At 73.9% G+C, this 25,498-nt stretch carries 25 protein-coding genes; 15 read left to right on the top strand and 10 right to left on the bottom strand.

Annotated elements, in window-relative coordinates; genetic code table 11:
* Positions 1-11 precede the first annotated feature (11 nt).
* A complete protein-coding gene (locus AB0Q96_RS05710; RefSeq protein ID WP_365322008.1) occupies positions 12-845 on the bottom strand; it encodes a methyltransferase domain-containing protein in 834 nt (277 codons plus the stop codon).
* Positions 846-1,189: 344 nt separating this feature from the next.
* Here AB0Q96_RS05710 and rpsA point away from each other — a divergent pair, with 344 nt between their 5' ends.
* The 4 genes from rpsA (at position 1,190) to AB0Q96_RS05690 (ending at position 4,956) form a co-directional block, all read left to right on the top strand.
* Positions 1,190-2,698: a 30S ribosomal protein S1 gene (rpsA, locus tag AB0Q96_RS05705; protein ID WP_329419710.1), complete on the top strand. Its 1,509-nt coding sequence runs from the start codon at positions 1,190-1,192 to the stop codon at positions 2,696-2,698.
* Between the two features lie 143 nt (positions 2,699-2,841).
* Positions 2,842-3,780 carry a PAC2 family protein gene (locus AB0Q96_RS05700; protein ID WP_365322006.1) on the top strand — a complete coding sequence of 313 codons (939 nt, stop codon included), beginning with the start codon at positions 2,842-2,844 and terminating at the stop codon, positions 3,778-3,780.
* Positions 3,781-3,811: 31 nt separating this feature from the next.
* Positions 3,812-4,417, top strand: a complete 606-nt coding sequence (gene coaE / locus AB0Q96_RS05695) for a dephospho-CoA kinase (RefSeq protein ID WP_365322004.1) — start codon at positions 3,812-3,814, stop codon at positions 4,415-4,417.
* A 167-nt stretch (positions 4,418-4,584) separates the two neighbouring features.
* Positions 4,585-4,956, top strand: coding sequence for a tetratricopeptide repeat protein (locus AB0Q96_RS05690; protein ID WP_365322002.1), 372 nt, complete (start codon positions 4,585-4,587; stop codon positions 4,954-4,956).
* An 82-nt stretch (positions 4,957-5,038) separates the two neighbouring features.
* Here the strand turns inward: AB0Q96_RS05690 and AB0Q96_RS05685 are convergent, their stop codons facing one another.
* Entirely contained in the window at positions 5,039-5,308 is a 270-nt protein-coding gene (locus tag AB0Q96_RS05685; protein ID WP_365322000.1) for a DUF6343 family protein, read from the bottom strand.
* Between the two features lie 158 nt (positions 5,309-5,466).
* On the bottom strand, positions 5,467-5,802 hold the full coding sequence (locus AB0Q96_RS05680) for a hypothetical protein (protein ID WP_365321998.1): 336 nt from the start codon (positions 5,800-5,802) through the stop codon (positions 5,467-5,469).
* Between the two features lie 188 nt (positions 5,803-5,990).
* On the opposite strand from AB0Q96_RS05680, the gene AB0Q96_RS05675 reads away from it, so the two are divergent.
* The 4 genes from AB0Q96_RS05675 to AB0Q96_RS05660 all read left to right on the top strand — a co-directional run bounded on the left by AB0Q96_RS05675 (position 5,991) and on the right by AB0Q96_RS05660 (position 11,643).
* Positions 5,991-8,906: a DEAD/DEAH box helicase gene (locus AB0Q96_RS05675; protein WP_365321995.1), complete on the top strand. Its 2,916-nt coding sequence runs from the start codon at positions 5,991-5,993 to the stop codon at positions 8,904-8,906.
* Positions 8,903-10,252 carry an SWIM zinc finger family protein gene (locus AB0Q96_RS05670; RefSeq protein ID WP_365321994.1) on the top strand — a complete coding sequence of 450 codons (1,350 nt, stop codon included), beginning with the start codon at positions 8,903-8,905 and terminating at the stop codon, positions 10,250-10,252. Before AB0Q96_RS05675 ends, AB0Q96_RS05670 begins: the two co-directional genes overlap by 4 nt.
* A gap of 47 nt (positions 10,253-10,299) precedes the next feature.
* Positions 10,300-10,794 carry a hypothetical protein gene (locus AB0Q96_RS05665; RefSeq protein ID WP_365321992.1) on the top strand — a complete coding sequence of 165 codons (495 nt, stop codon included), beginning with the start codon at positions 10,300-10,302 and terminating at the stop codon, positions 10,792-10,794.
* A 93-nt stretch (positions 10,795-10,887) separates the two neighbouring features.
* A complete protein-coding gene (locus AB0Q96_RS05660; protein WP_365321991.1) occupies positions 10,888-11,643 on the top strand; it encodes a chaplin in 756 nt (251 codons plus the stop codon).
* A gap of 42 nt (positions 11,644-11,685) precedes the next feature.
* Here AB0Q96_RS05660 and AB0Q96_RS05655 read toward each other — a convergent pair whose 3' ends face one another.
* Positions 11,686-12,345 (bottom strand): DUF2293 domain-containing protein, encoded by a 660-nt coding sequence (locus AB0Q96_RS05655; RefSeq protein ID WP_365321989.1) that lies wholly within the window; start codon positions 12,343-12,345, stop codon positions 11,686-11,688.
* Between the two features lie 68 nt (positions 12,346-12,413).
* The gene (locus tag AB0Q96_RS05650) at positions 12,414-12,872 is read right to left on the bottom strand and encodes a hypothetical protein (protein ID WP_365321987.1); all 459 of its coding nucleotides are present in this window, start codon (positions 12,870-12,872) and stop codon (positions 12,414-12,416) included.
* A 112-nt stretch (positions 12,873-12,984) separates the two neighbouring features.
* Between AB0Q96_RS05650 and AB0Q96_RS05645 the strand changes: the two genes are divergently transcribed.
* Positions 12,985-13,719 (top strand): hypothetical protein, encoded by a 735-nt coding sequence (locus AB0Q96_RS05645; protein ID WP_365321985.1) that lies wholly within the window; start codon positions 12,985-12,987, stop codon positions 13,717-13,719.
* Positions 13,720-14,121: 402 nt separating this feature from the next.
* On the opposite strand, the gene AB0Q96_RS05640 is transcribed toward AB0Q96_RS05645, so the two are convergent.
* Complete coding sequence (locus AB0Q96_RS05640; protein ID WP_365321983.1) at positions 14,122-15,333, bottom strand: pyridoxal phosphate-dependent aminotransferase; 1,212 nt, start codon at positions 15,331-15,333, stop codon at positions 14,122-14,124.
* 66 nt (positions 15,334-15,399) lie between these two features.
* Between AB0Q96_RS05640 and AB0Q96_RS05635 the strand changes: the two genes are divergently transcribed.
* Together AB0Q96_RS05635 and AB0Q96_RS05630 are read left to right on the top strand one after the other, a co-directional pair.
* Complete coding sequence (locus tag AB0Q96_RS05635) at positions 15,400-16,059, top strand: helix-turn-helix domain-containing protein (protein ID WP_365321981.1); 660 nt, start codon at positions 15,400-15,402, stop codon at positions 16,057-16,059.
* A gap of 145 nt (positions 16,060-16,204) precedes the next feature.
* Positions 16,205-16,855: a uridine kinase gene (locus tag AB0Q96_RS05630; RefSeq protein WP_365321979.1), complete on the top strand. Its 651-nt coding sequence runs from the start codon at positions 16,205-16,207 to the stop codon at positions 16,853-16,855.
* On the opposite strand, the gene AB0Q96_RS05625 is transcribed toward AB0Q96_RS05630, so the two are convergent.
* The 4 genes from AB0Q96_RS05625 to AB0Q96_RS05610 form a co-directional block, all read right to left on the bottom strand.
* Positions 16,852-17,742, bottom strand: coding sequence for a sugar kinase (locus tag AB0Q96_RS05625; RefSeq protein ID WP_365321977.1), 891 nt, complete (start codon positions 17,740-17,742; stop codon positions 16,852-16,854). The genes AB0Q96_RS05630 and AB0Q96_RS05625 overlap by 4 nt on opposite strands.
* The gene (locus tag AB0Q96_RS05620; protein WP_365321975.1) at positions 17,739-18,650 is read right to left on the bottom strand and encodes a pseudouridine-5'-phosphate glycosidase; all 912 of its coding nucleotides are present in this window, start codon (positions 18,648-18,650) and stop codon (positions 17,739-17,741) included. Before AB0Q96_RS05620 ends, AB0Q96_RS05625 begins: the two co-directional genes overlap by 4 nt.
* A 242-nt stretch (positions 18,651-18,892) precedes the next feature.
* A complete protein-coding gene (locus AB0Q96_RS05615) occupies positions 18,893-20,050 on the bottom strand; it encodes a hypothetical protein (protein WP_365321974.1) in 1,158 nt (385 codons plus the stop codon).
* Positions 20,034-20,876, bottom strand: coding sequence for a hypothetical protein (locus AB0Q96_RS05610; protein WP_365321972.1), 843 nt, complete (start codon positions 20,874-20,876; stop codon positions 20,034-20,036). The genes AB0Q96_RS05615 and AB0Q96_RS05610 overlap by 17 nt, the downstream gene beginning before the upstream one ends.
* A gap of 455 nt (positions 20,877-21,331) precedes the next feature.
* Here AB0Q96_RS05610 and AB0Q96_RS05605 point away from each other — a divergent pair, with 455 nt between their 5' ends.
* The 4 genes from AB0Q96_RS05605 (at position 21,332) to AB0Q96_RS05590 (ending at position 25,486) form a co-directional block, all read left to right on the top strand.
* On the top strand, positions 21,332-21,688 hold the full coding sequence (locus tag AB0Q96_RS05605) for a cupin domain-containing protein (protein ID WP_329419679.1): 357 nt from the start codon (positions 21,332-21,334) through the stop codon (positions 21,686-21,688).
* 254 nt (positions 21,689-21,942) lie between these two features.
* The gene (locus AB0Q96_RS05600) at positions 21,943-23,274 is read left to right on the top strand and encodes a discoidin domain-containing protein (protein ID WP_365321969.1); all 1,332 of its coding nucleotides are present in this window, start codon (positions 21,943-21,945) and stop codon (positions 23,272-23,274) included.
* Positions 23,274-24,521: an MFS transporter gene (locus AB0Q96_RS05595; protein WP_365321967.1), complete on the top strand. Its 1,248-nt coding sequence runs from the start codon at positions 23,274-23,276 to the stop codon at positions 24,519-24,521. The genes AB0Q96_RS05600 and AB0Q96_RS05595 overlap by 1 nt, the downstream gene beginning before the upstream one ends.
* A complete protein-coding gene (locus AB0Q96_RS05590) occupies positions 24,518-25,486 on the top strand; it encodes a hypothetical protein (protein WP_365321965.1) in 969 nt (322 codons plus the stop codon). The genes AB0Q96_RS05595 and AB0Q96_RS05590 overlap by 4 nt, the downstream gene beginning before the upstream one ends.
* Positions 25,487-25,498: the final 12 nt, after the last annotated feature.

The following is a 25,498-nucleotide window of genomic DNA, read 5'->3' as shown; positions in this document are numbered from 1 at the left end:
CGTCCTGCGCGTCAGTCCTCCGCGCGCTCGCAGACGAAGATCGCGGTCCCGGGGATCAGGTTCCCCCGCAGCGGGGACCAGCCGCCCCACTCCTGGCCGTTCCAGGCCGGCCACTCCGGCTCCACCAGGTCCACCAGCCGGAAACCGCCGGCCACCACGTCCCGCACCCGGTCGCCGATCGTCCGGTGGTGCTCGACGTAGACCGCGCGCCCCCGCTCGTCCTGCTCCACGTACGGCGTCCGGTCGAAGTAGGACGCCGCCACCGACAGGCCCTCGGGCCCCGGCTCGTCCGGGAACGCCCACCGGATCGGGTGCGTCACCGAGAACACCCACCGGCCGCCGGGCCGCAGCACCCGCCGGACCTCGCGGAAGACCCGTACCGGATCCGCCACGAACGGCACCGCGCCGTACGCCGAACACGCCAGGTCGAAGGAGCCGTCGCGGAACGGCAGCACCCCCGCGTCCGCCTCCACCAGCGGCACCTCGCCGCCGATCCGCAGCGCGTGCTGGAGCTGCCGGTGCGAGAGGTCCAGGGCCACCGGCCGGGCCCCCCGCGCCGCCAGCCAGCGCGAACACTGCGCCGCGCCCGCGCCGATCTCCAGGACGTCGAGCCCCTTCAGCGCGTCGGCCGGACCGAGCAGCCCCGCCTCCTCCTCGTCCAGGCCCTCGGGGCCCCAGACGAAGCGGTCGTCGCCGAGGAACGACCCGTGATCGCTCTGGTACTCGTCGGCGTTCCGGTCCCACCATCCCCGGCTTGCCCGACTGCTCTCCGCCTCCCCCGTCTCGCGTCGGGTGGCCTCCGGCTCGTCCTCGGGGCCGTCTTCCTGTCCGTGCTCTTGGTTCATCTCGCCCGTCGATGTAGTTTGCGCTCAGTGCTGCGGCGCGACCCGGGCCAGGATGGCCTGGGCAGACATGAGTTGTGCCGGGTTTGCGGTGATCCGCCCCGGGTGAGCGCTTCGCGCATTGACCCTGTCCGGCCGTCCCCGTATGCTAAAGGTTGCGTTGCGAGCCTGCGCGCCTCAGACGGAGCAGGCCGCGCTCGCATCTGTTGTATGTCCCCTCGGTTTTCGAGGCGTCACCCCTCGCGGGTCGTGCGCTTCTTTGGCTGGCCGGCTTCATCAGCTGCGATACGGGCTCTCGGCGTAGCAGTACCTACGACTTTCTGTCCGTAACCGGAGCCCTTTCCCACATGACGAGCAGCACCGAGACCACCGCCACCAGCACCACCCCGCAGGTTGCGGTCAACGACATCGGTAACGAGGAAGCCTTCCTCGCCGCGATCGACGAGACGATCAAGTACTTCAACGACGGCGACATCGTCGACGGCGTCATCGTGAAGGTCGACCGGGACGAGGTCCTGCTCGACATCGGTTACAAGACCGAAGGTGTCATCCCGAGCCGCGAGCTCTCGATCAAGCACGATGTCGACCCGAACGAGGTCGTCAAGGTCGGCGACGAGATCGAGGCCCTTGTTCTCCAGAAGGAGGACAAGGAAGGCCGCCTGATCCTCTCGAAGAAGCGTGCCCAGTACGAGCGTGCTTGGGGCACCATCGAGAAGATCAAGGAAGAGGACGGCATCGTCACCGGTACCGTCATCGAGGTCGTCAAGGGTGGTCTCATCCTCGACATCGGCCTCCGCGGCTTCCTCCCGGCCTCCCTGGTCGAGATGCGTCGCGTCCGCGACCTCCAGCCCTACGTGGGCAAGGAGCTCGAGGCGAAGATCATCGAGCTGGACAAGAACCGCAACAACGTGGTCCTGTCCCGCCGCGCCTGGCTCGAGCAGACCCAGTCCGAGGTCCGCCAGACCTTCCTCACGACCCTCCAGAAGGGTCAGGTCCGCTCCGGCGTCGTGTCCTCGATCGTCAACTTCGGTGCCTTCGTGGACCTGGGTGGCGTCGACGGCCTCGTGCACGTCTCCGAGCTGTCCTGGAAGCACATCGACCACCCCTCCGAGGTTGTCGAGGTCGGCCAGGAGGTCACCGTCGAGGTTCTCGACGTGGACATGGACCGCGAGCGTGTCTCCCTGTCGCTGAAGGCGACGCAGGAGGACCCGTGGCAGCAGTTCGCCCGGACGCACCAGATCGGCCAGGTCGTTCCCGGCAAGGTCACCAAGCTGGTTCCGTTCGGTGCGTTCGTCCGCGTGGACGAGGGCATCGAGGGTCTGGTCCACATCTCCGAGCTGGCCGAGCGCCACGTGGAGATCCCGGAGCAGGTCGTCCAGGTCAACGACGAGATCTTCGTCAAGGTCATCGACATCGACCTCGAGCGTCGTCGCATCAGCCTCTCGCTGAAGCAGGCCAACGAGTCCTTCGGTGCCGACCCGGCCTCGGTCGAGTTCGACCCGACCCTGTACGGCATGGCCGCGTCCTACGACGACCAGGGCAACTACATCTACCCCGAGGGCTTCGACCCCGAGACCAACGACTGGCTCGAGGGCTACGAGACCCAGCGCGAGGCCTGGGAGACCCAGTACGCCGAGGCGCAGCAGCGCTTCGAGCAGCACCAGGCTCAGGTCATCAAGTCCCGCGAGGCCGACGAGGCCGCCGCTGCCGAGGGTGGCGCCGCCGCTCCGGCCGGTGCCCCGGCGGGCGTCTCCGGTGGTTCGTACTCCTCGGAGTCGGACGACACCTCCGGCGCCCTGGCGTCGGACGAGGCCCTGGCTGCCCTGCGCGAGAAGCTGGCCGGCGGCCAGAGCTGAACACGCTCTCCGCTGAGCTCCAGTAGCTAGCGTCGAGGCCCGCTCCCCTTCGGGGGAGCGGGCCTCGGTCTTTTTCCGGACGCGGGGAATGGCGCTGCCGCAGGGCGCGTTGTCCAGGAAGGACGCGAGGAGGAGCGGAAATCGTGCTTGATCCCCAGGATTTGTACGAATGGGACCAGAAGGGGCTGGCCGTGGTCGACGTGGCCCTGGCCCAGGAGTCGGCCGGACTGGTCATGCTCTACCACTTCGACGGCTACATCGACGCCGGTGAGACCGGCGAGCAGATCATCGAGGGCTTGCTCGACACCCTGCCGCACCAGCTCGTGGCCCGCTTCGACCACGACCGGCTCGTGGACTACCGGGCCCGCAGGCCCCTGCTGACCTTCCGGCGCGACCGCTGGTCCGCGTACGAGACGCCCGCGATCGAGGTCCGGCTCGTCCAGGACGCGACCGGCGCCCCCTTCCTGGTGCTCTCCGGGCCCGAGCCCGACGTCGAGTGGGAGCGGTTCGCCGCCGCCGTGCGCCAGATCGTCGAGCGCCTGGGCGTGCGCCTCGCCGTCAACTTCCACGGCATCCCCATGGGCGTCCCGCACACCCGCCCCGTCGGCCTCACCCCGCACGGCAGCCGCACCGACCTCATGCCGGGCCACCGCAGCCCCTTCGACGAGGCCCAGGTGCCCGGCAGCGCCGAGTCCCTCATCGAGTTCCGCCTCACGGAGTCCGGCCACGACACCCTCGGCGTCGCGGCCCACGTCCCGCACTACGTCGCCCGCTCCCCGTACCCCGACGCGGCCCTGACCGCGCTGGAGGCCGTCACCGCGGCCACCGGCCTGGTCCTGCCCGGCGTCGCGCACTCCCTGCGCACCGAGGCGCGCCGCACCCAGACCGAGATCGAGCGCCAGATCGGCGAGGGCGACGACGAACTGGTCGCACTCGTCCAGGGCCTTGAGCACCAGTACGACGCGATGGCCGGCGCCGAGACCCGCGGCAGCCTGGTCGCCGAGCCCGTCGACCTGCCCTCCGCGGACGAACTGGGCCGCGAGTTCGAGCGGTTCCTCGCCGAACGGGAGGGCGACTCCTGACGGCGGGGCGGCGGCATCTAGGCTGCGGCTCATGCTGAAAGTGGGCCTGACCGGCGGCATCGGTGCCGGCAAGAGCGAAGTGTCGCGGCTTCTCGTGTCCTACGGAGCCGTGCTGATCGACGCCGACCGGATCGCCCGCGAGGTCGTGGAGCCCGGTACACCCGGGCTGGCGGCCGTCGTGGCCGAGTTCGGCCCCGAGATCCTCACCCCGGAGGGCACCCTCGACCGGCCCCGGCTCGGCTCGATCGTCTTCGGCGACCCCGAGCGCCTGGCCGCCCTCAACGCGATCGTGCATCCGCTGGTCGGCGCCCGCTCGGCCGAGCTGGAGAGCAGGGCCACGACGGGTGACGTCGTCGTCCACGACGTCCCGCTGCTCACCGAGAACGGCCTGGCGCCCCTGTACGACCTGGTCGTCGTCGTGGACGCCGCCCCCGAGACCCAGCTCGACCGGCTCCTGCGGCTGCGCGGCATGACCGGACCCGAGGCCGAGGCGCGGATGGCGGCGCAGGCCACGCGCGAGCAACGGCGGGCCGTGGCCGACCTCCTCATCGACAACGACGGTCCGCTGGAGGCGCTGGAGCCCCAGGTGCGCGAGGTCTGGGAGACCCTCAAGGAGCGCGCCGCCGGGCACCCTTAGGGGAGCGGCGGGCCTGCCCCCGGCGAATGCCGGGGGCCGCTTCGGTTGGCAAGGCCCCCCGGACTGGGTAGATATGACCTGCGCGGGGCGTCCGCACACCGGGTTCCCGAGGAACACGGCCGCCGTGCCCGCTTGTTGAACCGCCGGAGCGAGGAAAGGACGCCACAGTGGCCGAGAGGAATCCGGAGACCCACGTCATCGACTTCCGGGCCGCCGAGCAGCTGCTCGCCGCCCGGGACCCGCGGGGTGCCGTCAAGCTGCTCGACTCGGTGATCGCCGCCCACCCCGAGAACACCGCGGCCCGGCTGCTGCGGGCCCGCGCCTTCTTCGCCGCCGCCCAACTACGTCCGGCCGAGCTCGAGTTCGAGCTGGTCCTGGAGCGCGAGCCGGACAACGCGTTCGCGCACTTCGCGCTCGCCCGCACCTTCCAGCGCTCCGGCCGCCCCGAGCAGGCCCTGCGCCACTTCCGTCTCGCCGCCGCACTCGACCCGAGGCCGGAGTACCTGGAGGCGGCCCGGTTCGGCGCGGCGGCCGACTGAGCCCCGGCCCGCGTCCCGCCCCGGCGGACGGGCCCGGCGGACGGACCGGGCGGAGAACCTGCGGTCCGCGGTCCGGTGCGCCTCAGCGGCGCCGGTCGCCGTGGTCCGGCTCGTACGGCGGGACGTCCCGGCCCGGCTGCCAGTGCGGGCCCTGTCGGAGATGCCGCACGACCATGACCAGGTCGACGGCGGCGACGGCGAACAGCACCCCGCAGGCCGCCGCCCAGCCGGGCCGTTCGAGCAGGGCGAAGACCGTGGTGCCGAAGGCGGCCCACAGCAGCCCCCACAGACTCAGCACGAGCCGCAGCCGCAGGGGACTGCGCGCGGTCACCGGCTCGCTCCCCGTACGCATGACGCCGACATCTCCCTCCGGGAACCCCCGAGGGCACTTCCAGCATCCACCCATGACGCGCGAACCGGAAGCACGTCCGGCGGGCAGGAGGGCGCGAGGGGCATGAGAGGCACGAGCGCGCCCGGATGCGCCGGAGCGCGCGCCCGTCCCCGCCGGGGTCAGTGGATGACGTTGTAGCTGCGCCAGGGCAGGGTCCCCGGAGCGATCTCGTCGCCGCTGTTGGTCGCCACGTAGATGGGCTTCTCGCCCTGGCAGTCCCGCGTCCGGTACAGCTGGATGTCCACCAGCGTGTTGTTCTCGATCCGCGTCGCGCCCGACGGCGCCAGCCGGTGGCAGCCGTTCACGGAGGGGCTGGTCACCGTCACCACGAACTTGTGCCCGGTCTCGTACGAGAGCGTGCCGACCATGCTGCGGCCGAGGCCCGAGCAGCCCGTCACCGTGACGGCGAGCAGTGCGGCCCCGGTGGCGATGGTGAGACGCCGGCGAAGGGACATGGGTGGATCCTCGTCTGTCGGAGACTGGCGGCGGAAGGTGTTCCTGGCCACCCTGCCCCTTCCGGGCGCGTCCGTCATGTTCTGTTGGGCCGTACGGGCGATGCGCCGGAACGCGCGTTGTCAGACCCCACCCGTATGGTCGGAGATCCAGTCGTGGATCCGTCGCGGAACAGGAGGTGAGGAGCGTCGTGACCCTGGCCCCGCTCGGCCATGCCGCCGTCTTCCTGCCCGCCGCCCTGCCCCGCGAGGGCCGGGTCGCCTTCTGGTCCCCCGAGGGCGTCGCCCTGCCCGATCCGGAGCGGCTCGACCCGGCCCACGGGCCCGCCCGGGACGCGGACGTGCCCGCCGCCACCCTGGGCGAGCTGACCGTCGTACGGCGCCACGGGGCGGGCGTCCGGTCCCGGACGGTGCCCGCGCTGTTCCTGCCCGTCGCCGAGGCCCTGCCCCTGCTGGTCGCCGCCCGGCACCAGCCGGCCGCGCACCCCGCCACCGCCTGCTGGGGAGCCGCGGCCCTGCACGCCCTCCACCTGGTCGCCCGGGGACGGCTGCTGCCCGGGCTCACCGCCGACGACCACGACGCCTGGCGGGCCGGACCGCTCGACGCCGACGACATCGCGCACCTCAGGGCGATCGCCGCCGCCATGCCGTACGAGGGCCACGCCACCCCGCTGCCGGAGCCCGGCTCCGGCCGGGGACCGCTGCGGCTGCCCGAGCCGGAGGCGCTGGTGCGGGCCTTCCTCGACGCGGTCGCCGACACCCTGCCCCGTACGCCCGCGGCCCCCCACGCGGTCGGCGCTCCCTTCGCCGCCCGGGAGGCCGTGCACCTGCCCCGCGCGCGCACCTGGGCCGCCGAGGCCGCCGCCGGCATGGATGCCGGCGTCCGCGTCTCGCTCCGCCTCGACCTGTCGAAGTTCGAGCTGTTCGACGTCTCGGGGGAGTCCGCGGAAGAGGAGGAGCGGCAGGCCGCGGCCGTGCTGCTCCAGGTGCACAGCCTCGCCGACCCCACCCTCGTCATCGACGCCGCCGCCCTGTGGGCCGGCGACGGCGACGAGCACTTCGGCCCGCGCGCCCGGATCGACGCCGTCCTCGCCCTGCGCCGCGCCGCCCGCGTCTGGCCCCCGCTCGGCCGCCTGCTCGAACGGGAGGTGCCCGACGTCCTCCCGATCACCGAGGACGAGCTGTACGAGCTCCTCGGCCCCGCCACCCCACGGCTCGCCGACGCCGGTGTCGCCGTCCACTGGCCCCGCGACCTCGCCCGCTCGCTCAGCGCCTCCGCCGTCGTCCGCCCGGCCCGCTCCGCACCGGGCTCCGCCACCGACGGCACCTCCTTCTTCGACAGCGAGGAGCTGCTCCGCTTCAACTGGCAGCTCGCGCTCGACGGCGACCCCCTCACCGAGCGGGAGATGGACCTCCTCGCCGAGGCCCACCGGCCCGTCGTCAGGCTGCGCGACCAGTGGGTGGTCGTCGACCCCGACCTCGTCCGCAAGGCCCGCAAGCGCGAGCTCGGACTCCTGGAGCCGGTCGACGCGCTCGCCGTCGCCCTCGGCGGCACCGCGGAGGTGGACGGCGAGACCGTCCCGGCCGTGCCCGTCGGCGCCCTCGCGGTCCTGCGCGACCGGCTCCTCGCCGGGCCCGAGGACGTCCTCCCGCCGCCCGGCCTCGACGCGACCCTCCGCGACTACCAGCTGCGCGGCCTGGCCTGGCTCGACCTGATGACCTCCCTCGGCCTCGGCGGCTGCCTCGCCGACGACATGGGCCTCGGCAAGACCGTCACGCTCATCGCCCTCCACCTGCGCCGCGCCCGCCCGGCACCCACCCTCGTCGTCTGCCCGGCCTCGCTCCTGGGCAACTGGCAGCGGGAGATCCGGCGCTTCGCCCCCGGCGTGCCCGTACGCCGCTTCCACGGCGCCGACCGCACCCTCGGCGGGCTCGACGGCGGCTTCGTCCTCACCACGTACGGCACCCTGCGCACCAGTGCCGCTCAGCTCGCCGAGCAGGAGTGGGGCATGGTCGTCGCGGACGAGGCCCAGCACGTCAAGAACCCGTTCTCGGCGACGGCCAAGGCACTCCGCACGATCCCCTCACCCGCCCGGGTCGCCCTCACCGGCACCCCCGTGGAGAACAACCTCTCGGAGCTGTGGGCGCTCCTCGACTGGACCACCCCGGGGCTCCTCGGCCCCCTCAAGGCCTTCCGCTCGCGCCACGCCCGCGCGGTGGAGAACGACGAGGAGGTCGGGAACGAGGAGGCGGTCGAGCGCCTGGCCCGGCTGGTCCGCCCCTTCCTGCTGCGCCGGCGCAAGTCCGACCCCGGCATCGCCCCCGAGCTGCCGCCGAAGACCGAGTCCGACCACCCCGTCGCCCTCACCCGTGAGCAGGCCTCGCTGTACGAGGCGGTGGTGCGCGAGACGATGGCGCAGATCGAGGCCGCCGAGGGCATGGCCCGGCGCGGACTGATCATGAAGCTGCTGACCTCGCTCAAGCAGATCTGCAACCACCCCGCGCAGTATTTGAAGGAGAGCTCCCCGAGGAACCGCGGATCGAGCGGTGCCGGGGCCGGAGCCCTCCGGCTCGCCGGGCGCTCCGGGAAGCTGGCCCTCCTCGACGAGCTCCTCGACACGATCCTCGCCGAGGACGGTTCGGTCCTCGTCTTCACGCAGTACGTGTCGATGGCCCGGCTCCTCGCCGACCACCTCGCCTCCCGGGGCGTCGACGCGCAACTGCTGCACGGCGGCACGCCCGTCCCCGAGCGGGAGCGGATGGTGGACCGCTTCCAGGCCGGGGAGGTCCCCGTCTTCCTGCTCTCCCTCAAGGCCGCGGGCACGGGACTCAACCTCACCCGGGCCGGCCACGTCGTGCACTACGACCGCTGGTGGAACCCGGCCGTCGAGGAGCAGGCCACCGACCGCGCCTACCGCATCGGGCAGACCCAGCCCGTCCAGGTGCACCGCCTGATCGCCGAGGGCACCGTCGAGGACAGCATCGCCGAGATGCTGCGCGCCAAGCGGGCCCTCGCCGACGCCGTGCTCGGCAGCGGCGAGGCCGCCCTCACCGAACTGACCGACCGCGATCTGGCCGACCTGGTGTCCCTGAGGAGGCCGTCATGACCCCCGACGGGCCCCGCCGCCCCGACGAGCCCCGCTTCCCGGACCGCTCCCGCGCGGGCGCCGTCCGCCCCCGGCTGTCCCGGACGGCCACCGCCCGACCCGCCCTGCCCCGCCACGACGACCGGCGCCGGACCTTCCCGCAGCTCGCCCCGCGCGAGGCGCCCGACGGGCGGTTCGCCGCCACCTGGTGGGGCAACGCGTGGGTCGAGTCCCTGGAGGACACCGCCCTCGACCAGGCCCGGCTCGCCCGCGGCAAGGCGTACGCCCGGCGCGGCCACGTGGACGCGATCACCGTCACTCCCGGCCGGGTCGTCGCCTACGTGCACGGCAGCCGCCCGCGTCCGTACCGCACCGAGATCCGTCTGCGCACCCTCGACGACGCCGACTGGGAGTGCTTCCTCGACGAGGCCGCCGCCCGGCCCGAGCACATCGCCGCCCTCCTCGACAAGGACGTCCCGCACGCCCTGGAGGCCGTCACCGGTCTCCTGCCCGCCCCCGGCGACCTGATCCCCGACTGCTCCTGCCCCGACGACGGCTACCCCTGCAAGCACGCGGCCGCCCTCTGCTACCAGTCCGCGCGCCTCCTCGACGAGGACCCCTTAGTCCTCTTCCTCATGCGCGGCCGCGGCGAACAGGAACTCCTCGCCGACCTCACCCGGCGCAACGCCGCCCGCTCCGCCGCCGAACGCGGCACGACGGCCCCGGCCCTCCCCGGCGTCCCCGCCCGCACCGCGCTCGCCCCGCTCACCGGGCACGTCCTCCCGCCGCTGCCGCCACCGCTCCCCGCGCCCGCGCACCCCGGCCGACCCGCGGTGTTCCCCGCCGACCCCGACGCGCCCGACCCCCTCGCCCTCGACCTGCTCGCCGGCGAGGCCGCCGCCCGCGCCCACACCTTCCTCACCACCGGACACGACCCCGTCGCCGCGCTCAGCCCCTGGCAGGACGCGGTACGGCTGGCCGCCGCGCACCCCGGCTCCGGACTGACCGCCTCCACCCGCGCCCTCTACCGGGACCTGTCCCACGCGCTCGACCGCACCCCGACCGATCTGGCCCGCGCCGTCGCCGCCTGGCGCCAGGGCGGACCGGCCGGACTCGCCGTCCTCGAAGAGCCCTGGGACCCGCCCGCCGGACCGTTCGACCGGGCCAGACCCGCCCTGCTGGCCGCCGACCTCCCGGCCTTCCGCCCCTGGCGCAACCGGCTCTCCACCCGCTCGCTCCAGCTCCGCTTCGGCCGTGAGGGGCTCTGGTACGGATACGAGTCGGACACCGACCGCGAGGACTGGTGGCCCCGCGGCACCCCGGACGCCGATCCGGTCGGGGTGGTCACGGCCCTGCTGGGGAGATGATCCGCCGATAGGCTGGTACGACGCGGGACGGACTCGAAGGGGGCCCGGTGGAAGCCGAGTTGGTGGCACTGGCGACGGCGGGCGCGAGCGCCCTGGTGCAGCAGATGGTGGGCGAGGGCTGGGAGCGGGCCCGGACCCGGATCGCCGCGTTCTTCGCGGCCCGTTCAGGGGCGGACGAGCAGGCGGTCGGCGAGGAGCTCGAAGCGGCCCGCGACGACCTGCTGCGCGCCGAACGGTCCGGCGACGAGGGAGCGGCGGACGAGGCCAGGACCGAGGCCCGCGTCGAGTGGCGGGCGAGGATGCGGCGGAGCCTGCTCGCGGACCCGGAGTCGGCGGAGGAACTGCGCGCGATCCTGCGCGAGTTGGCGGACGGCGAGGGGGAGCCGCAGCCGCGGCACACCACGATCACCACCAACACCATCAACGGAGGGGTCCACCACAACTTCACCCTCCAGGTCGGCACCATCGGGACCACGGGCCAGATCGGCAACAACAGCGGCGGCGGCGCGACCGGTTCGCGTCACACTCGCTCGTTGGAGTGAAACACGGCATAAGTCGGATCCGCGCACCTCACGGATGGCGTTATTTCGGGTACGGGCGACTGCCCGTGAAGAACATCCGGAAGGCAGGAAGCCATGAGGCAGATTCGCCGAAGTGGTCTGGCCACACTGTTGGTCACCGGTGGCGCGCTCGCGCTCTCGGCGGGCGCCGCCCACGCCGACTCCACGGCCCAGGGTGCCGCCGTCGGTTCGCCGGGGGTCGGCTCCGGCAACGCCGTTCAGCTGCCCGTGCACGTCCCGGTCAACCTCTGCGGGAACACCGTCAACGTGGTCGGACTGCTCAACCCGGCGGCGGGCAACAGCTGTGCCAACCGTTCGGAGTCCCGGGGGTACGGCTCCGAGGGCCGCGGTCCCACCCACAAGGACCTGCCGGGCACCCCGCTTGCCGGATCCTCCGACAACGGGGGCCGCTCGGGCGGTTCGTCCAACGGCGGCGGCGCCACGGCCGAGGGCCGTGCCGAGGGCTCGCCCGGCGTGCTGTCCGGCAACGGCCTGCAGCTCCCCGTCGACCTCCCGGTCAACCTGAGCGGCAACTCGCTGAACGTCGTCGGCATCGGCAACCCGGCCATCGGCAACACCTCGGTCAACGGCCCGGTCGAGCAGCCCTGCGACGAGCACCCCCCGCCGCGCCCGCACACCCCGCCCCGCACCGTGCCGCCGGCCCCGGGCAACGAGGTGCAGCCGCCCGCGCCCGCCCCGCAGTCGAGCTCGGTCCAGCTCGCCAGCACCGGCTCGGGCGCGGTCGGCTTCGCCGCCCCGGCCGGTGCCGCGCTGCTCCTCGGCGGCGCGCTGATGTACCGCAGGGCCCGCCGCGCGGCCGACCAGGGCTGACCGGGGCCGAACAGCGCTGACCGGGACGCGTGACGCGTCCGCTCAGCCGATACGCCAGGCCCGGAGCACCGCCTCGATGGCGGGCGCGACCCTCGTCCGGGCCTGGTGACGGGGGACCCCGGTCATCAGCAACGAGTCGTAGTCGGTGTCGACATGGCGTATGGCGGCCCGTACCGCCGCGGTGACCGCGCCCCGGTCCAGGGACCGGCCGGCGGCCGTGCGCCCCACCCGACCGCTGCCCTTGGCCGCGGCGTGCCCGGCTATCTCCGCCGCCCGGTCGGCCGGGCAGTTCGGGAAGAGGCGCAGGATCTCCGCCTCCAGGGCCGCCGTGACCTCCGCGTCCGACCCCGCCCGGCGCTCCGCGTCCCTCGCCCGGCGCCGGGCCCGCGCCTCGGCGTCCGCGAGGCAGGCGGCCTCCGCGCGCCGCAGCGCCGCCTCCTCGACGAGCAGGCCCTGGCGTTCGTACCGGGTGCGCCGCCTGTTGTGCCGCACCACCACCGCCCACAGGGTGCTGCCCTCCCGCGCCCGGCGGGTGAGGGCGGTGTCGCCGCGGCGCAGGAAGACGAGATGGCCGAGGTCGGCGCAGTCCAGGCAGACGATCGCGTTGAACTCGACGATCACGCGGGCCAGCGGCCCCTGGCGGCACTCCGAACAGCGGCGCCGCTTGAGCGGTTCGACCACGACGGGGGCGACGAGATCCACGGTGTGCTCCTACCCGTACGGGCCCCGGCCGATGCCCCGGAACGCGCCCCCGGGCGCGCCGCCGCGGCTCAGCGCACCCCGGGGGCGGCGGCCGAGATGAACAGGGCCAGGGCCTCCTTGGCCTGGTCCGAGCGCCCGGTGCGGTCGGCGTCGTCCGTCGCCTCGTGCATGCAGTGGGTCATCTCGAAGGCGGACTCGGCGAGTTGGCGGGTGCGCGGGTCGTCGCAGACCAGCTGGACCCGGAAGAGGGCCTGCCGGGCGACGGTCCGCTGCCGGTACGAGGCGTGCCGGGACTCCTCCGCCTCGTCGGAGCCCGGTTCCAGCCTCGCCCGGAACCAGCGGTCGTTCTGGCTGTGCCGGTAGTCGACGACCGCGCCCGCGAACGCGCTGTAGGTCGCGATCCGCTCCTGCCGCAGCTGCTCGGTCCTGGTCAGGGCCGCCGTCCGCTCGGTGGCCCGGCCCTGGAACCAGTGGCTGGCGACCACGCCCAGCAGGGTTCCGACGACGGCTATCAGCGCCGCATCCATGACGGATTCGCTCCTCGCATCCTCGACGCGCCCCCGACGCAGCGTCGGCGCGTGCCCAACCGGCAGGAAAAACAGTTCGATTCGCCGGGCTCCGGACTCTAGGGTCGGTCGCGTGGCAACGAAACTCAATCAGATCATCGCAGTCGAGAAAGGCGTCAAGTCCCGGGCGCATCAGGACCTGACCACCGCCCATCACGGAGTGCAGAAGCCGGCCCTGCTGGCGGGCATCTCCCGGACGTACCAGCCGAAGGACGAGGAGGGCGAGCAACTGCCGCCCGAGTCGACGCTGGTGCAGGTCAAGGCCGAGGACGTGCTGCGCGACACCGCGCGGACGCTGACCCGCCTCTTCGACGTCACCGCCACCAAGGACTGGGCGAACTGCGAGGCCCGCGCCGACATCACCGTCGACGGACGGGTGCTGGTGACCGGCGTACCGGTCGCGTACCTGCTCTTCCTGGAGAAGCAGCTGACGGACATCCTCACCTTCGTCCGCAAGCTGCCGGTCCTCGACGCCGCCGAGTCGTGGACGCAGGACCCGTCGACCGACGCGTGGAAGACCGAGCCGGTGCGCACGGTCCGTACGAAGAAGGTGCCGCGCAACCACGTCAAGGCCGAGGCGACGGAGAAGCACCCGGCGCAGGTCGAGGTGTACTACGAGGACGTCCCGGTGGGGTACTGGACGACCGTGAAGTTCTCCGGCGCGCTGCCCGCCCGGCGGGTGAACGAGCTGGTCGAGCGGGTCGAAAAGGTGCAGCAGGCGGTGAAGTTCGCCCGCGAGGAGGCGAACGGCGCCGAGATCACCGACCAGCGGGTCGGCGAAGCGGTCTTCGGCTACCTCTTCGGGTAGCCGTCCGGGGGCGGCACCGCCGCCCCCGCCATGAACTCCCCGGCCGCCAGCCGCGGCCGGGGTGCGCGAGGAGCGCAAAGCTGAAGCTGAGCCTTGTCGTGAATGCGCGGCCCGGATCACCAGAGCACTTCTGATCCGGATCGCGTTCAAACTCAGACTATTGCTCCAGACTCAGCATGCGCCGCTCATCGCCGGATCGACCGGGCCCGGGCCCTGGTGCGTCGAAATGCCAGTTCGAATCTGGTCCGCCGAGCTTCGATCGGCGGTGGTCCAAGGGCAGGACGCGACGCAATGACGAATGACCCGGGTCCTCAACTGCGCCGGCGTGTGAAGAGGAGCGGCATCGAAAGGGTCCGGGGGCAGGCTACGCCCTCGGACCCGCTGCCGTTCTCCGGCTCGGGACTACTGGCGGTAGCCGCTGAGGAAGCGTCCGATGCGGCTGATCGCCGCGTCCAGGTCGTCCGCGTGGGGAAGCGTCAGGATGCGGAAGTGGTCCGTCCGCGGCCAGTTGAAGCCGGTCCCCTGCACGACCTGGATCTTCTCCCTCAGCAACAGGTCGAGGACGAACCTCTCGTCGTCGTGGATCTTGTGGACGCTCGGATCCAGTCGAGGGAAGGCGTAGAGCGCGCCCTTCGGCTTGACGCAGGAGACGCCGGGGATCTCGTTCAGCTTCTCCCAGGCGCGGTCGCGCTGTTCGTGGAGCCGTCCGCCGGGGGCGGTCAGCTCGTGGATCGACTGCCGGCCGCCGAGCGCCGCCTGGATGGCGTACTGCGCGGGGGCGTTGGGGCAGAGCCGCATGGAGGCCAGCATCGTCAGGCCCTCCAGGTAGTTCCGGGCCTGCCCACGGGGGCCGGTGACGACCAGCCAGCCGGAGCGGAATCCCGCCACCCGGTACGTCTTCGACAGGCCGCCGAAGGTCAGCACGACCAGGTCGGGGGCGAGCGAGGCGGCCGGGTAGTGCACCGCGTCGTCGTAGACGATCTGGTCGTAGATCTCGTCGGCGAAGACCATCAGGCCGTGCCGGCGGGCGAGGTCGAGGATGCCCTCGACGATCTCCTTCGGATACACCGCGCCCGTGGGGTTGTTCGGGTTGATGATCACGACGGCGCGGGTCCGGTCGGTGATCTTCGCGGCCATGTCGTCGAGGTCCGGGTACCACTCGGCGGACTCGTCGCACAGGTAGTGCACGGCCTTGCCGCCCGCGAGGGTCGTGACCGCCGTCCACAGGGGGAAGTCGGGGGCGGGGATCAGGACCTCGTCGCCGTCCTCCAGGAGCGCCTGGACGGCCATCGAGACCAGCTCGGAGACCCCGTTGCCGAGGAAGACGTCGTCGACGTCGACCTCCCGCAGGCCCATCGACTGGTAGCGCTGGGCGACCGCGCGCCGGGCGGAGAGGATGCCCCGCGAGTCGGTGTAGCCGTGCGCCTTGGGGAGCATCCGGATCATGTCCTGGACGATCTCCTCGGGCGCCTCGAAGCCGAAGAGCGCCGGGTTTCCGGTGTTGAGGCGCAGAACGCTGTGGCCCGCCTCCTCCAGGGCGTTGGCGTGCTCGATGACCGGGCCGCGGATCTCGTAGCAGACCTCGCTCAGCTTGCTCGACTGCCGGAACTCCATGCGCCGACCTCCCCAGAAGTGTTGATGCTTGGTTTTACCAAGTTCGAGCTTGGAAAGTCCAACAACATGTCTAGACTGCGTCGCATGCCACGCCGCCGAAGCTATGACCAGTACTGCGCCGCAGCCCGCGCCCTCGACGCCGTCGGCGACCGGTGGACGCTCCTGATCGTCCGTGAACTCCTCGCCGGGCCGCGCCGCTACACCGATCTGCATGCCGATCTCCCCGGCGTCAGCACCGACATGCTCGCCGGGCGGCTCAAGGACATGGAGGGCGCCGAGCTCGTCACCCGCCGCCGGCTGCCGCCGCCCGCCTCCGCGTCCGTGTACGAGCTCACCGACCGCGGCCGCGACCTGCTCCCCGTCCTGCGCGCCCTCGCCGCCTGGGGCGCGCCCGCCCTCGACGCGCCCCGCCCGACCGACGCCGTCCGCGCCCACTGGTTCGCCATCCCGCTCCTGACCGCCCTGGAGCCGCTGGGGGCGCGGGTCGTCCAGGTCACCCTGGACGAGGGGGAGTTCCACGTACGGACCGGGGCCGACGGCCGGGCGGAGTACGGGGACGGGGCGGCCCCCGATGCCGAGGTGCGCCTGGTGACCGACGCGGAGACCTGCCGGGCCCTGGCGAACGGGGAGTCCACGCTCGCCGACGCCGTCGCGGCCGGCCGGGCCGAACTCGTCGAGACGGCCCAGGTGACCCCGACGGCCCAGGCGGCCCCGGCGGTCTCTTGACCTGACCCGCGCCGGCCTACGTGCCGACGGGCCGATCCGGCGGCTGTGCCGATCCCGATCCCGGTCCCGGTCCCGGTCCCGACCTCGGTGACCACGTCGACGCGGGCGGTGTGGTGCGTGGTGCCCGTGCGGCAGGATGGGACGGATGCGATTCGAAGCGATCAGTTGGGAACGGCTCGCCGACGCCGTGGCCGGCCGGGTCGACGGGGCCGAGCCGGCCGACGGCAGCGCCTGGCTGAAGGTGGCGGTCGACGGCGCCCCCGCCGCACCGGGCGCGGAGCTGGCCGACCGGGTCGCCGACGCCCTGCGGCTGCGCGGACGGTCGGTGCTCGTGGTCGGCACGGGCGGCTTCCTGCGGCCCGCGTCCCTGCGCTTCGAGTACGGCAGACAGGACCCGGACGCCTACTACGGCGGCTGGTTCGACACCGGGGCGCTGTGGCGGGAGGTCTTCGGGCCGCTGGAGCCGGGCGGCAGCGGCCGGGTGCTGCCCGACCTGTGGGACCCGGCCACCGACCGCGCGACCCGCAGCCCGGCCGTACCGCTGCCGCCCGGCGGAGTCCTGGTCCTGCACGGCCCCTTCCTGCTCGGGCACTGGTTCCCCTTCGACCTCACCGTGCACCTGCGCCTCTCGCCCGGCGCCCTCGCCCGCCGCACGGAGGAACCCTGGGCCCTCCCCGCCTTCGAGCGGTACGAGAACGAGGTCGGCCCGGCGGACGCCGCCGACGCCGTCGTGCGCGTCGACGACCCGCGGCGCCCGGCCTGGGCCGGCTTCGGGGACTCCCAGGGAGCGGGTTAGGGCCGCCCGCCCACCCTGGTGACCGCCTCCGCTCCCGCGCGGCAGCCCGCTCCGGCCGCCGCCACCGGGGTCGCCCCGGTCAGGAGGGCGGCCAGGAAGGCTCCCGTGAAGGCGTCTCCGGCGCCGGTGGAGTCCACCGCGCGGACCGGCGGCGCCGTCACCCGGGCCGTCACCCGGCCCTCCTCGGCGAGGACGGCACCCGCGCCGCCCAGGGTGACCGCGACCAGCGGAAAGCGCCGGCCGAGGGCCTCGGCGGCCTCGTCCGGGTTCGTGCGGCCGGTCAGCAGGCGGGCCTCGTCGAGGTTGGGCAGCAGGCACTCCGCGCCCTCCACGGCCCCGAGGAAGCGTTCCGTGCCCAGTTCCGTCAGGAACCCGGCGGACGCCGGGTCGACGCTCACCGGGACGCCCGCCGCGCGCGCGTCGCGCAGGACCCGCCCGGCCGTCTCGCGGCTCGGCCCGGCGAAGAACAGGTACCCGGACAGATGCACCCGGGCGATCCCGTCGAGCAGCGCCGGCGACCAGTCCTCGGGCGCCAGGCGCAGCGAGGCCCCGCTGTCCGTGAGGAACGTGCGCTCCGCGTCGGGCCCCACCAGGGCGATGACGGCCGCCGTGGGCGCGTCCGGGTCCAGGGCGAGCAGCGGCCGTACCCCCGCGCGGCGCAGCTCCCGCTCGTGCCAGGACGCCGAGTCGGCGCCCACCCGCCCCAGGAGCCGCACGTCCGCGCGGCCCGAACGGGCGGCCCAGCAGGCCACGTTCGCCCCCGCGCCGCCGGGCAGCGTCCGGATCCGCGCCGGGGTGTCGGTCGCGGCGGCCAGGGGCTTGTGATGCCGGGCGATCACGTCCGTGACGACGTCCCCGACGACCAGGAGCCCGCCGGGGCCGGTCACGGGCGCTCGCGGTAGGCCGCCGCGATCCGCGCCGCGAGCCGCACGTTGCCCCGTACCGCCGCCAGGTTGGCCTCCAGGGACGCGCCTTCCGTGTGCACCGTCAGGTGGTCGAGGAGGAACGGCGTCACCGCCTGCCCCGTGACGCCCTTCTCCTTCGCCGCCGCGAGGCCCTGCGCGAGCACCCGGTCGTGCAGGGCCGGATCGAGCTGGTCCCCGCGCGGCACCGGATTGGCGACGACCAGCGCCGTCCGCGGGTCACCGAGCGCGTCCTGGGCGCGCATCACCTCCGCCACCTCGTGCGGGGTGCGCAGCGTCCAGTCGACCGGTTCGCCCGACGAGGAGAGGTAGAAGCCGGGGAAGCGGTCCGTCCCGTAGCCGACGACCGTCACCCCGAGCGTCTCCAGACGCTGGAGGGTCGCCGGGACGTCCAGGATCGACTTGACCCCCGCGCACACCAGCGTGACCCCGACCCGGGCGAGCAGCCGCAGGTCGGCCGACTCGTCCTGGGTCTCTGTCCACTCCCGGTGCACCCCGCCGAGCCCCCCGGTCGCGAAGACCCGGATGCCCACGGAGTCCGCGAGCCAGGCGGTCCCCGAGACGGTCGTCGCGCCCGTCGCCCCGGTCGCGAGCGCGGGCGCCAGGTCGCGGTGCCCCAGCTTCCGGACCGACGGGTCCTCCGCGATCCGGGTCAGCGCGGCCTCGTCCAGGCCGACCCGGGCGGTGCCGTCGACCACCGCGATGGTGGCGGGGACGGCCCCGCCCTCCCGCACCAGCGCCTCCAGCTCCCCGGCCACGGCCAGGTTGCGGGGGCGTGGCAGACCGTGGGCGATGATCGTCGACTCCAGCGCGACGACGGGACGCCGCTCGTGGAGCGCCTCCCGTACCTCCTCGGACACCTGTGTGGACATGGGGGATCTCTGACGCAACCACGGCCCCCGCAAACCTCGGTGGCGCGCACCGGCCACGACGCACCGGCCACGACGCACCGGCCACGACGCACCGGCCACGACGCACCGGCCACGACGCACCGGCCACGACGCGACGGCCACGACGCGACGGCCGTGGCGCGTCCGCCGCACGGCGTCGGCCGTGGCCCGTCGACCGTACGGCGTCGGCCGTGGCCTCGGCCGTACGGCGTCGGCGGTCCGCGTCAGTCGCAGCGCGGCAGCCCGGGCAGCCGGTCCGCGTCCACCACCTGGATCACCGGCCGGGCACCCGTCGCCTTCGCGTCGCCCGCGCTGAACGCCAGGGCCAGGGCGCCGCCCGCCGCCTGCGCGTACCCGTAGGCGGGCGTGATCTCGGCGTACGCGCCCGCGTCCAGGTCCAGGCCGTAGGCGGTCTCCGGGGTGCGCCAGGTGAGGAGGTGGCCGGACACCCGGAGCTGGTCCATGCCGTCGACGGCGGGGGAGGCGGTCACGGCGTCCGTGGGTCCGGCCGGGCCCGCGCGCCACACCATCAGCCGGGGAGCGGCCTCGCCCGCCACCCATGCCCAGGTGGTGCCGTCGGACACCGCGGACCGCAGGTCGCGCAGGGCGGCGACGGGCGGGGGCAGGGCCGCCGGGCGCCCGTCCCGCAAGGAGACGCCGGCCAGCCGGGTCCCGCCGCCGACGGCCTCGCGCCACACCAGCAGCCCGCCGGCGGCGAAGGGGCTGTCCAGCACGCCCGTGTGCCACGCGCGCGGGGTGCCGCCCCCGGCCGGGGCCGCGAAGACGGTGGCCCTGCCGGAACCCGTGCCCTGCGCCCACAGCACGGTGCCGTCGTGGAGGAGCGGGCGGGGGAGCGGGCCCGGCCGGTCGGCGCGGGCGAGCCGCCGGGACCTGCCGGTGGTCGCGTCCCACACGTACAGGCTCCACGGGCTGTCCAGGGTCCGGCCCTCAAGGACGGCGAACGCGGCCCAGCGGCTCCCGTCGAAGTCCGCCGCCAGCAGCTGGTGTTCCACCGGGTCGGCGAGGCGGAGCAGGGTACGGGGCGCGGCCTCGCCCCGGCGTACGAGGGCGGCGCGGCGCCCCTCGGGGCCGGTGAGCTGGAGCGCCGTCCAGCCGGGGCCGGTCTCCGTGAGGACCGCGCGTTCGCCGGGCGGCGGCCGGTACTCGCCGGCCGTGAACGCGGCCTGCCAGGCGGCGGGCAGCGGCACCTGGCAGGCGGCGGCCCGCACCCCCGAAGGGGGTGCCGACGAGGACGCCGGGGAGGGGGCCGTCCGCGCGGGCGCGGCGCCGGGCCCGGTCGCTGCCGACGAGCACCCCGCCAGGAGCAGGGCGCCCGCCAGGAGCGGCACCGGCAGGAGGCGTCGCCTACCAGACGTACCCACGGCCGCCCATGATGGTGGTGAGGGTGTCGGAGGAGATGTGCGCGGACCTCGGCACCGGGCCCGCCCAGGAGATGACGCTGGTGCTGACCCCGCCCACCGGGTCCAGATAGTCGACCTCCCCGGCGCCGGTGTCGGTGTTGTAGCCGTCGATCGCGACCCAGTGGAAGATCTCGATGTTGGGGTGTCCGACGAGATGCGGCCCGCCCGGCACCTCCCAGGCGTTGCCGGCGATGGCGTAGTCGTTGTCCGTGTTGTGCGTGATGTGCTGCCTGAACGCGGTCTTGTCGGCGGCGGTCGGCGTGTAGGGCAGCGCCTTCGGTACGTAACCGGCACCAGGGAGCCGGTAGTTGAGGGCGTCCGCCATGGGGTAGCCGGTCGGGTTCGGCACGTTGATGTCGATGCCGTACCAGGCGGTGCCACTGGTGGTCGTCCTGAGCAGGTTCGCCGCGTCCTGCTGGGAGCGGCCGCCGACCTCGTCGTGGGCGGACTGCGTGATGACCAGGGCGGCCGGGCCGCACCAGTAGGAGGTCCGCTGCGACTGGTGGAGGGCGCCGGAGAGCTTGTACCCGGCGAGGGCGCGCGCTCCCGTGAACGTCCACTCCGCCGCGGCCTGCTTGGCGGCGGAGATTCTGCGCTGGACCGGGGTGAGCCGCTGCGGCCCGAGGGTGTCGTGGGCGGCCTTGTACGAGGCGCCGGGCGCGGGATCGGCGGTCGGGGCGCCGGCCTTCAGGGAAGCGGCGGAGGCGGTGGGGAGGGCCGTGGCGGCGGTCAGCAGGGCCGCCGAGCCGAGGACGGCCGCGCGGGCGAGGAATCGGGTGGGGGGCATCGCACTCTCCTGTCCGGATGGGGGGAGTGGGGGTGGTTCGCTCGGAGTGTGGCGCCCTCGCGCCCTCGCTGTCAGGAGACGCGACGCAATCATCGGGACCAACATGGGTCGCACCAATGGCGCCGCCCCCGACCTGCGGCGATGTCCACGGGCCCGGTACGCCCGGGCAGCGGCTTTCGGCGTCGAGACGCCACGGCCCGGTTCCGGGGGCCGGAGCGTGCTCCTCGCGCGCGCCCGCGCGCGCCTGCGGGGAGGCTGCGGAATCGGTGCCCCGCGACCCCGTTCGGCGCGGCCCGGCCGCCCCTTGGGGCGAGCCCCGGCCGCAAACCCCTCCTGCGGATTCCGTCGTGCCGGACGCCTTGGAGAAGTGCCTGGTCGGAGCATGAAACGGAAGGGATTCCTCCACCCGGTCCCGGGCCCGTGGCGGCTCCGGGGCCCCGCTACAGTCACCGCCCATGACCACTCACGCGCAGCCCTCGTTCGCCGTCCACATCCCCGATGCCGAGCTCGAGCCCGAGCCGCTGGACCCCGGCCAGATCGTCTCCGGCACCCCCGAGGTGACCGGCAAGCTCCTCTGGGAGTCCGCCGACGGCAAGCAGCTCCGCGGCATCTGGCAGATCACCCCCGGCGTGGTCACCGACACCGAGGCGAACGAGCTGTTCGTCGTCGTCAGCGGCCGTGCCACGGTCGCGGTCGAGGGCGGCGAGACCCTGGAGATCGGCCCGGGCGACGCCTGCGTGCTGCGCGAGGGCGACCGCACCACCTGGACCGTCCACGAGACCCTGCGCAAGGCGTACCACATCAGCCTCTGAACTCCCTTCGGAGGGAGCCGGTCCGGAGTCTGGTAGGAAACTTTCCTATCCACTACGATCCCGGGCAGCGGCTTGGCGCGGCGCCCGTGCCCGGGGCTTCCCCTGGGTGCGGGCGTGACGCGCTCAGCGAGAGCTCTGACCCGGCCGCCGTGCACCGCAGCATGCCCCGTGGCGCCCCTCGCCACGCGGGCCGAACCGCGCTGCCCGCACCCGGTGTCCAGCTCTCGCCGTCCCCAGGCCAGGGAGTCCCAGGTATGCGCCTGAACGCCTCCGCCCCACCTCGCCGCACCACACTGTCCCTCCTCCTCGCCGCCGTCCTCCTCCTCACCGGCGGCCTCCTGCTCGCCGCCCCCGGCCGCGCCGACGCCGCCGACCCGCTCCTCTCCCGCGGCAAGCCCGCCACCTCCTCCTCCGACGAGGACGGCACCCTCGGCCCCGCCAAGGCATTCGACGGCGACCCCGCCACCCGCTGGGCCAGCGCCGAGGGCTCCGACCCCCAGTGGCTGCGCGTCGACCTCGGCGCCCCCGCCACCGTGTCCCGCGTCCGCCTCTCCTGGGAGGCGGCCTACGCCAAGGCGTACCGCGTCGAGGTGTCCGCCGACGGCGCCACCTGGACCGCCCTCGCCACCGAGACCGCCGGCAACGGCGGCACCGACGACTGGACCGGACTGGCCGGAAAGGGCCGCTACCTCCGCGTCTACGGCACCGCCCGCGGCACCTCGTACGGCTACTCCCTCTACGAAGTAGAGGTGTACGGGACGACGGACGGCACCACCCCGCCGCCCGCCGGCTTCACCGTCGTCGCGGCCGGCGACATCGCCGCGCAGTGCACCGCCTCCAGCAGCTCCTGCGCGCACCCCAAGACCGCCGCCCAGGCACAGCGGATCAACCCGAAGTTCTATCTGACGATGGGCGACAACCAGTACGACGACGCCCGTCTGAGCGACTACCGCGCCTACTACGACAAGACCTGGGGCGCCTTCAAGGCCAAGACGCGCCCCGTACCCGGCAACCACGAGACCTACGACCCGGCCGGCTCCCTCGCCGGATACAAGTCGTACTTCGGCGCCATCGCCTACCCCCAGGGCAAGCCCTACTACAGCTACGACGAGGGCAACTGGCACTTCGTCGCCCTCGACTCCAACTCCTTCGACGACGCCGCCCAGATCCAGTGGCTCAAGGACGACCTCGCCCGCAACGCCAAGAGCTGCGTCGCCGCCTACTTCCACCACCCCCTGTACTCCTCCGGCGGCCACGGCAACGACCCCGTGTCCAAGCCCGTCTGGCAGATCCTCTACGCGGCCAAGGCCGACCTCGTCCTCAACGGGCACGACCACCACTACGAGCGCTTCGCCCCGCAGGACCCGAACGGCAAGGCCACCGCCGACGGCATCGTCGAGATCGTCGGCGGCATGGGCGGAGCCGAGCCGTACCCCATCGAGACCGTCCAGCCCAACAGCCAGAAGCGGATCAGCGGCCCCTACGGGGTGCTGAAGCTGGACTTCACCGACACCACCTACAGCTGGCAGTACGTCGGCACCGACGGTTCGGTCAAGGACACCGGCCCGACCTACACCTGCCACTGATGTACCTCGCGACCACCGGTCGCCGCGGCGCGCCGCCCACCCCCTCCGGGGTGCGGCGGCGCGTCCCCGCCACCGTCCTCGCCCTCGGCACCGTCAGCCTCGTCACCGACGTGTCCTCCGAGATGGTCACCGCCGTACTGCCCCTCTACCTGGTCCTCGGACTCGGCCTGACCCCGCTCCAGTTCGGCTTCCTCGACGGACTGTTCACCGGCGCCACCGCGCTCGTCCGCCTCCTCGGCGGGCACGCCGCCGACCGGGGCGGCCGGCACAAGCGGATCGCCGGCATCGGCTACGCCCTGTCCGCCTGCTCCCGGCTCGGCCTGCTCCTCGCGGGCGGCGCCACCGGCCTCATCGCCGCCTCGCTCGCCGCCGACCGGCTGGGCAAGGGGATCCGCACCGCCCCGCGCGACGCCCTCATCACCCTCGAAAGCCCGCCCGACGCCCTCGGCCGCGCCTTCGGCGTGCACAGGGCCATGGACACCACCGGCGCCCTCCTCGGCCCCCTGGCGGCCTTCGCGCTGCTGTGGGCGACCGCCGACGCGTACGACGCCGTCTTCGTCGTCAGCTTCTGCGTCGGGCTCCTGGGAGTGCTGCTCCTCGTCGTGCTCGTCCCCGGCGGGCGCCGGGAGACCGCGCGCACCGCACGCGAGCCGCTCGGACTGCCGGCCCTGCTCCGGCAGCCCGCCGTGCGCCGGGTCGCGCTCGCCGCCGCGCTCCTCGGCGCGGCCACCGTCGGCGACGCGTTCCTCTACCTGCTGCTCCAGCGCAGGACCGCGCTGGACGCCACCTGGTTCCCGTTCCTGCCGCTCGGCGCCGCGGCCGCCTATCTGCTGCTCGCCGTACCCGCCGGGCGGCTCGCCGACCGCATCGGCCGCCGACGCCCCTTCCTGTACGGGCACGGCGCCCTGCTCCTCGCCATGGCCCTGCTCCTCGCCCCCGTGCCGGACGCGGTCCTCATCGGCGGGGTCCTCGCCCTGCTCGGGGTCTTCTACGCGTCCACCGACGGGGTCCTGATGGCCCTCACCGGCCCCCTGCTCCCGGCCGCCCGGCGGGCCAGCGGGCTCGCCCTCGTCCAGACGGCGCAGGCCCTCGCCAAGGTCGCCGCGGCGACCGGCTTCGGCGCGGCCTGGACCCTGTGGGGGCCGTCCACCGCGCTCGTCCTCGCCTCGGCCGGCCTCGCCGCGGCCCTCGTCTGCGCCGCCCGCCTGCTGCCCGCCGCACCACCGCACGGAAGGACCACGACATGACCGCCCGTCGCCTGTGGGCACTCCTCCTGGGGGCCCTGCTCCTCGTCGGCGGCGCCACCGCCTACACCCTGCGCGCCGCCGCCGAACACCCTCGGGCGGCCGTCGCGGGGGCCGACGCCGGCTTCGGCCTCGACGGGCACCCGGGCGCCCTCTACGTCCGCGACACCGCCAGTGGCCGCGTCGCCCGCCAGGACCCCGCGGCACCCGGCTCCCGCCTCGTCGGCGGACCGCGCTGCGACCGCTTCCACGCCGCCGGGAACACCGCGCTCTGCCTCCAGCGCCGCCCGGGACTGCCGGCCCGCTCGTACGTCCTCGTGCTCGACCGGCAGCTGCGCGAACTGCGCCGGATGAGCCTGCCCGGCATCCCCAACCGGGCCCGGGTCTCCGCCTCCGGCCGGGTGCTCGCCTGGACGACCTTCGCGACCGGCGACTCCTACAACACCTCCGCGTTCGCCACCCGGACCTCGATCCTCGACCTGCGCACCGGGTACCTGATCAAGAACATCGAGCAGATCCCGCTCACCCTCGACGGACGCCGGTACCACGCCCCCGACGTCAACTACTGGGGCGTCAGCTTCGCCCGTGACGACAACCGCTTCTACGCCACCGTCGCCACCCGGGGCCGCACCCACCTGGTCGAGGGCGACCTGCGCGACTGGTCCGCCCGCGCGATCAAGGAGAACGTCGAGTGCCCCTCGCTCTCCCCGGACGGCACCCGCGTCGCCTTCAAGAAGAGGGTCTCCACCGACTCCGCCGACCCCTGGCGCCTGTACGTCCTCGACCTCGCCACCCTGCGCGAACACCCGCTCGCCGACACCCGGTCCGTCGACGACCAGGCGTCCTGGACCGGACCGGGGACGGTCTCCTACGCGTACGGGGGCGCGGTGTGGAGCGTGCCGGCCGACGGGACCGGAGCGCCGCGCCAGGTGGCGGCGGGGGCGAGTTCGCCGGTGGTGCCGCGCTGAGGCGGGTGGATC

It is taken from the genome of Streptomyces sp. NPDC093111 (assembly GCF_040683955.1).
In the GTDB taxonomy this organism is placed as follows: Bacteria; Actinomycetota; Actinomycetes; order Streptomycetales; family Streptomycetaceae; genus Streptomyces.
The sequence above is the reverse complement of the archived record's forward strand: the minus strand, read 5'-3'. Positions and strand labels throughout refer to the sequence as shown.